Source organism: Acinetobacter sp. RIT698 (assembly GCF_009668065.1).
In the GTDB taxonomy this organism is placed as follows: Bacteria; Pseudomonadota; Gammaproteobacteria; order Pseudomonadales; family Moraxellaceae; genus Acinetobacter; species Acinetobacter guillouiae.
On record NZ_WJYH01000049.1, the window covers coordinates 25,937 to 31,936 of the forward strand.

Here is a 6,000-nt window from a genome sequence, read left to right on the forward strand (position 1 = left end):
TGTACATTTAACAAACACAGTCGTTATACGAGCCAACATGTAACTCGAAAGTAAAAATGTCCGCTTTTAGAATATGCACTTTTGTGATTTTCTTAGCGGACGATTTGGACTAATACCTTCTTTCAAAAGATATGAATTACTGTTCTATCACCAGCACAAAATTTGGTAACACTACCCCTTTGTTGGTCTTTAACACACCTACACATAAATTTTCAGGCGCTGAAATAAAAGTGATACCCGAGAAATCGCCCGTTGATTTACATTTTTTCTGATCTACTTCACTGGCCGCCTCAAGGTTTAATTGATGCTGTATATCTAATACAAGAACCTGTGCTAATGCGTCAAAAGCTTTATTTGCTTGTGTAAAAAAGACCGTATTATTATTTGCATCCCATTCAGTTAATGGTGCTTTTTTCTGGCTGATATAATTGTATAAACGCTTTGCAGACTTATTATTGTCAGCAGCATTTTTAAATTCAGCTTTCAATCCAAATACTGCCTTGACATCAGGTTTTTCTTTAAAAGAAAGCCGTGCAAATGGGACAATTTTAACGTCAGAAGCCTGATTTGAAGTCATTAGTTTAAGAGAAGTATCTGCTTGATTCTCCTGTAAAGCCGAGCTAATTTTTTTATTCACGATCTCATCAAATTTAATGGCTTGCTTTAAATTACTGTTAGAGATAGCTGCGCCATTATTTCGTTTATCAATCGCTGTAGCAACACCAACACCAATCAGTCCAAATGCATTTGATGCAGGGTTGGAAAGCGCATTGCTTGCATCCCCGACAGTAATTTGGCTTCCCTCAATAAAATGATCACCACCACCAGATTCCGTCATCGCTGAAATTTGTTCAGATGATACTGAAATTGTCGTGTTGCTGCCTTTTGCAGGGTATTGAATGGATTTGGTTGTTGTACACCCAGTTGCAATCATCGCAATGACGATTAAGCTTAAGAAAGACTTATTCATATGAAAACAGGCCTAAAGAATGGTTGATATATTAAAAACATGTGAATTTTTCGATATTGTTAAGCAATAATAAATAATTATTGTGGCAAATGATACTGAGAATTATTCATTTCACGCAGATAAAAATTGGTCTTATATTTGAGTACACTAATTTTTATTTTTTACTGATTAACCTTTCATTTTTTTAAATAAAATCTTTTAAATTCCCCCGTCCGAATTGGGTAATAGGAGAAATTACTTTTATTTCACTTCAATCTATATCGTTGTTTAGGGCTTTTCGGCTTATCTGGAATGGTACGTTCAATAAGGTTTGCGTCTAACGCAGGATTGAGATAATTCTTTTGGAATGTTGCACGATGGGATAAATCTAATAACCGCATCAATTCAAACAAGCTATACTCTTTTTCCTGCATAACTGAAATTAAACGCTGAACTTGGTCGCTTACTTGTACGTCAACTTGAGCGCTATCTTGAGCGGTATTATTTGAGTCCAATATCGCATCCAAAATCATCTGCAAAATAAACTCTATAAATGCTGCAGAATCAGTACGGTCTGTGCTGGCTTGTAAAGCCTCATAGTAGGCCTTTTGATTTTGATAAATCAGACTCTCAACAGGAATATTTGCAAAAATAGTATTCCATCGGCTAAGTATCAATGTTTGCCAAAGTCTCCCCATACGTCCATTCCCATCAGCAAATGGATGTATAAACTCAAACTCATAATGAAATACCGAACTCTGAATGAGTGGGTGTTCTTGGCTATCTTTAAGCCATTCCAGTAAATCAGACATTAAACGAGGAACCTGATTCGCTGGCGGAGCCATATGCACCACATGATCACCAGACATGACACCTACATTGGTATGACGGTATTGTCCAACATCATCAATCAAGCCTGTCATTAAAATTTGGTGTGCTTGTAATAAATCTGCTTCTTGACTGGGTTGCCATTTTTGAAATGCGTCATAAGCTTTTATGGCATTACGTACTTCTTGAACTTCTTTAGGTGGTGCAATTACAGCTTTACCATTCAAAATCGCAGTAATTTGTTCTGTGCTGAGGGTATTTCCTTCAATTGCAAGCGAACCTTGAATTGTTCGGATACGATTGGCTTTTCTCAGTTTTAAGTTGTGTTGGACTTCCTCTAAAGCACTCAAACGCCCTATATTCTCACTGATCTGCGCAATCAGATGAATGATTTTTGATGTGATGGTATAAGGCGGTTGATATTTCATACCATTCCTAAACAGAAGTAAATACAAAGCACAGTTGATTAAACGCTAAAAGTTTTGTTTTTCATAGGTTATTGAATGCTTTCAGAAATGCCACCCTCAATTTAACCATAACACTATAGGCGAAATAAAAAACAATCCTTTATCTCGTCTCAGTTGGCATCACAACATCCGCAGACTGACACACCTCTTGCCACTTAATTTTAAAATCATTAATCGCTTTTTGTCGGGTTAAAGGTATCTGATAAATCGGTACACCCTTTGCATCGTCAATCATACCTTTTAACAATACCTGTTCTTTTGCAGACAATGCTTCAGGATTAAAATCAACATCATCCAACGATAAACCGTTTTGACGTAACTGCATTAACATTTCGGAGGTCTGTTCAAGTAACTGACATTCTTTAGGAGCTTCAGCATGTGCGACAGAAACCAATAATAATAAAATACTGAATCGTTTCATTCTCAATTGTTCTAGTTTTTACTTAGCTTATTTATACGATATTTGAGCTATTTTTTGAAGCAAATAGATACATATCCACTCAACTAAAAAGACAATTGACTATTTCAATTCAAACTTTCTTGAATTAGTATCAAGTGAAAAGAACTTCTAGCACGATTCAAAGGAGGTGAAATACAAAATAAAAATCATATAGATGTAACGTTCTCTTAAGATAATCATGATGCGGTACTTATTAGCGATTCAAACAAGTTAAAAGCATAAAACTGCTATTCGGGAGTGACAATGAATAACAGCGCCAATTATGTAAGACAAGTCAAAAATGCTAAACGTGGTGGATACACCCCAACTATTGCCAAAGATGTAAATAAGCATAAAATTCAGAAAGCTATCCAATTGATTGAGCAATGGAGAAAACTCGCAAACGAATTGAAACCCCAAATGCAAATAGATATGGCAATCACCCTAGAAGAATGCGCACAAGATCTGGATCATATTTTAAGGAGAAAATAAGTCTATATTTCAAAACTGATAAAGATTTATTGATTTAACCCCAAATACTCAAGGCTTACCCCTCCGTAAGCCTTTTTAATCGGAAGCTTAAAGCGATTATTAATCGTTGCTCTAGTTGTCATTACTCTAATTGCCGTTACTCTAGCTATCTTTGCTATTTTGTCTGCCTGCAAAAACCCTTTGCTCTCTAAAAATCTAAGCATTCATAACACACGGTATTATCAGCTTCAGACCAAGACCCCATCGCTAAGACTATAAATATTAAAGATTATTCAATTGTTTATTTTTTGGCTTGCAATCTTATAAATATTCTGTAAAATTCTCGCCACGTTGCCGGCATAGCTCAGTTGGTAGAGCAACTGACTTGTAATCAGTAGGTCCACAGTTCGAATCCGTGTGCCGGCACCATTTTTACTTAGCCTCGCTTTTTTAGTGAGGCTTTGTTGTTTTTGGCTTATGTATTTTCTTATAATTTTTTTGATCTGTTTGATAGCGTCGCAAATAATAAAAATTATGTTTTGACTGCGTTGAGCTGTATATATCGAACAATTCCCTCTTCAAATAACCTTTGACAAAGTTTTGCGGTCATTTGTATTTTGATTTGATCTAGCCCTCCACGCTCCGTTTTCGCTCTTGTCGCAATATATTGACTAAAACCAGCCAATACTGCTGTAGAGAGATCTTCTAGCGCGATTTGCTCAAGACCATGCTGTTGCAGGGCATGATTGATTTGAGTCGCGGTCATCAGTGATTTTAAATCGACATCAGCGGCTTTAAGTAGCCATTTATATTTCATTTTTTGTTTTGAATTTAAAACTGTGTCTGAAAGCATCAACGTATGAAAACCCAAACGACCTTTTGAATTTAAAATTGGGACGACTGAATTTAAAAATAAATTTAAATCGCTATGGTAAGCCGCATCAATACACAACACCACATCAAAAGGTTGCGTCAATAAAAGCGCATTTAAATTTAAAAAAGATTGGCAGTGAATCGCCTTAATTTGCGGGAGTTGTTTTTGAATTTTATCGACACACTGTTGTTGTAACTCAACCGCCTCTAAATCTTGAATTTGGTAGTGTTCTAACCAGTATTTTAAACTGGCACCTTGACCACAACCTAAATCCAGTACCCGATCATGTTGATTAAGCTGTACCGCTTGTGCAAGTCGTTCAGCAAGTTGCTGACAGGCTTGAGGGTAAGAGGATGTAGTCTCATCCCAATACCCTAAGTTAGTCCAAGCACACTCAGCAGAATCTCCTAACATTTTTGCATCGATTGCATATTTATGTTTTGGAAGTTTTTGCTGAATCACTTGAAGCCATTTCATTTTAAATCATTCACTTATTCAGTTATGAATTCATTAAACTTTATATGAATTCACTGGGCTTTAATAGCCAAGTTGCGGAGCCACCTCAACTTTAGGTTTTAATCCTACAAATGGCAATGGTGCACCAAAAATTTCTGCGATATGCATTGCAGAAGTTACCGCAGATTCAAGAATTGGCAAACCATCACATGACCATGAGCCACAATAGAATACTTTACGATTAGCGACTTTATGACGCGCTTGCAACTCAATGTTCAATGCTACTGTTTCAGAATCCACCACAGCACGGGTTAAGGTCACTGTAGAAATGACTTTCTTCGGATCGATGCTGGTCACAGGACGCCATGTTTGGAACACTGGAGATTTACCCACCAGACTTGGTTCAATCGAGTTCAGCCAAACTGTGAATTGTTGTTTGGTAAATTTACGGTCCATCATATAACTCAATACAGCCCAATCTTTACGATTTGGCGGCATCACTGATGCATCGGTATGCATAACCAACTCGCCTTGCTCAAACTTAAATTTTTGCAATAAAGCAATATCGTCAGCAAATTGTTGTTTATTTAAAAAGTTTTCTAATTTATTGGTCGGTGTTGCAACCACCACACGGTCAAATTGAAATTGCTCACCATGTGCATTTTCAACCAGAACAGCACTACCCTGTTCATCAACTTTGGTGATTTCAGAACCGCTATGAATATCAATACCTTCAATCAATTTATCGACAAAAGCAGGCGTTCCACCATGTAAACGCAATAAAGCATCACCATCGGTTAATTGCTTTAAAAAGATTAAGAGCGGTTTTGCTGGCCATTCACCAATAGTTTTAGGGTCACAGGTGCAAATGGTATAAAGCACAGGCATCACTGCACCATGCCAAAATACTTCTTCAATGTCATTGTGATTGATAAAATCAGCAAGGGTAATGTCTTGATTTTTAGATTTAAAAAATTGAGAAATGGCGGTTTTAAGCTGCAACATCCCTTTGACTAAACGCCAACCATACTGCTTAATCCCTTTACGGTTATTGATAATGGGGAAATTACCAATACGGGTACGTGATGTGGTCAACCAAGTTTCTGTTTTGTCTTCAAATAACCAACTGCATGCCATAAAGGTACGCACTGGAAAGGTTTTTATGCCAAGGTGTGTTGCAAGGCTCAGTGTATTTTTCCATAAATGCTGATTCATCACGCGCAAAGGTGCATCAATTAAACCACCTTCAAACTCAATGCTGTGACTATCCATACCACGACCAGGTAATGCTTCGAAGATGGTAATGTTATGACCTGCATCTTTAAGAATTCTTGCGGTGGCCAGGCCAGCCATACCACTACCAATCACTGCAATATCCAAAGTTATTATCCGTGCGTAACCATTTTTTTTATTATGAGCTATAGCCGATTAAATCGCGGTATTAAAAAGTTCCAGTTTTAACTTTTTTTGTTGGAAATTTTTTAGGAAAAATCTCCATTCCTCGGTGTTTATTTAA

General features: G+C 36.9%; 6 protein-coding genes and 1 tRNA gene. 2 read left to right on the plus strand and 5 right to left on the minus strand.

Annotated features, from left to right (window positions below):
* Positions 1–136 precede the first annotated feature (136 nt).
* From GJV03_RS17645 to GJV03_RS17655, 3 genes are all read right to left on the minus strand, one after another.
* Positions 137–970, minus strand: coding sequence for a hypothetical protein (locus GJV03_RS17645; RefSeq protein WP_004718541.1), 834 nt, complete (start codon positions 968–970; stop codon positions 137–139).
* A gap of 245 nt (positions 971–1,215) precedes the next feature.
* The gene (locus GJV03_RS17650) at positions 1,216–2,205 is read right to left on the minus strand and encodes a Fic family protein (RefSeq protein WP_154130707.1); all 990 of its coding nucleotides are present in this window, start codon (positions 2,203–2,205) and stop codon (positions 1,216–1,218) included.
* 139 nt (positions 2,206–2,344) lie between these two features.
* Positions 2,345–2,665, minus strand: coding sequence for a hypothetical protein (locus tag GJV03_RS17655; RefSeq protein ID WP_154130708.1), 321 nt, complete (start codon positions 2,663–2,665; stop codon positions 2,345–2,347).
* 282 nt (positions 2,666–2,947) lie between these two features.
* Here GJV03_RS17655 and GJV03_RS17660 point away from each other — a divergent pair, with 282 nt between their 5' ends.
* On the plus strand, positions 2,948–3,175 hold the full coding sequence (locus tag GJV03_RS17660; RefSeq protein WP_004718547.1) for a hypothetical protein: 228 nt from the start codon (positions 2,948–2,950) through the stop codon (positions 3,173–3,175).
* Between the two features lie 332 nt (positions 3,176–3,507).
* A tRNA-Thr gene (locus GJV03_RS17670) sits at positions 3,508–3,583 on the plus strand.
* Between the two features lie 103 nt (positions 3,584–3,686).
* Here the strand turns inward: GJV03_RS17670 and GJV03_RS17675 are convergent.
* Positions 3,687–4,505: a methyltransferase domain-containing protein gene (locus GJV03_RS17675; protein ID WP_154130711.1), complete on the minus strand. Its 819-nt coding sequence runs from the start codon at positions 4,503–4,505 to the stop codon at positions 3,687–3,689.
* A 60-nt stretch (positions 4,506–4,565) separates the two neighbouring features.
* Positions 4,566–5,864, minus strand: coding sequence for an FAD-dependent oxidoreductase (locus GJV03_RS17680; protein WP_154130712.1), 1,299 nt, complete (start codon positions 5,862–5,864; stop codon positions 4,566–4,568).
* Positions 5,865–6,000 lie beyond the last annotated feature (136 nt).

Coding starts and splice junctions, on each gene's coding strand:
- GJV03_RS17675 (WP_154130711.1), bottom strand. CDS start 4,505: ATGAAATGGCTTCAAGTGATTCAGCAAAAACTTCCAAAACATAAATAT.
- GJV03_RS17655 (WP_154130708.1), bottom strand. CDS start 2,665: ATGAAACGATTCAGTATTTTATTATTATTGGTTTCTGTCGCACATGCT.
- GJV03_RS17645 (WP_004718541.1), bottom strand. CDS start 970: ATGAATAAGTCTTTCTTAAGCTTAATCGTCATTGCGATGATTGCAACT.
- GJV03_RS17650 (WP_154130707.1), bottom strand. CDS start 2,205: ATGAAATATCAACCGCCTTATACCATCACATCAAAAATCATTCATCTG.
- GJV03_RS17660 (WP_004718547.1), top strand. CDS start 2,948: ATGAATAACAGCGCCAATTATGTAAGACAAGTCAAAAATGCTAAACGT.